Source organism: Methylobacterium mesophilicum (assembly GCF_022179445.1).
Taxonomy (GTDB): Bacteria; Pseudomonadota; Alphaproteobacteria; order Rhizobiales; family Beijerinckiaceae; genus Methylobacterium; species Methylobacterium mesophilicum.
Genome location: NZ_BPQU01000114.1, coordinates 1 through 277 on the forward strand (window position 1 = coordinate 1; position 277 = coordinate 277).

1 protein-coding gene is annotated in these 277 nt (G+C 72.6%); it reads left to right on the plus strand.

Annotated features, from left to right (window positions below; all coding sequences use genetic code 11):
- A partial coding sequence (locus tag MFF40_RS28440; RefSeq protein WP_238263169.1) for a hypothetical protein occupies positions 1 to 191 on the plus strand: 191 nt, incomplete at its 5' end.
- Positions 192 to 277: the final 86 nt, after the last annotated feature.

Below are 277 nucleotides of genomic sequence, written 5' to 3' on the forward strand. Positions count from 1 at the left end.
GCCTCCTGGACTATGCCCCCAAGACGGTGCGCCTCGTGGGCCCGCGGGAGGCCCTGGAGGGCCTTGCGGGCGTGGCCGCCACCCTCCAGGAGGCCCTGGGCCCGGGGGAGGTGGAGGTGGCGGTGGCCCCGGACCTCCCCCCGGGGGTCCAGACCCTGGGACCGGTTCGGGTGCGGGTTGCGCTAGAATAGCAAGGATGGTCTACCCCATCCGGCTTTACGGAGACCCCGTCCTCCGCCGCAAGGCCCGGCCCGTGGAGGACTTCTCGGGGATTAAG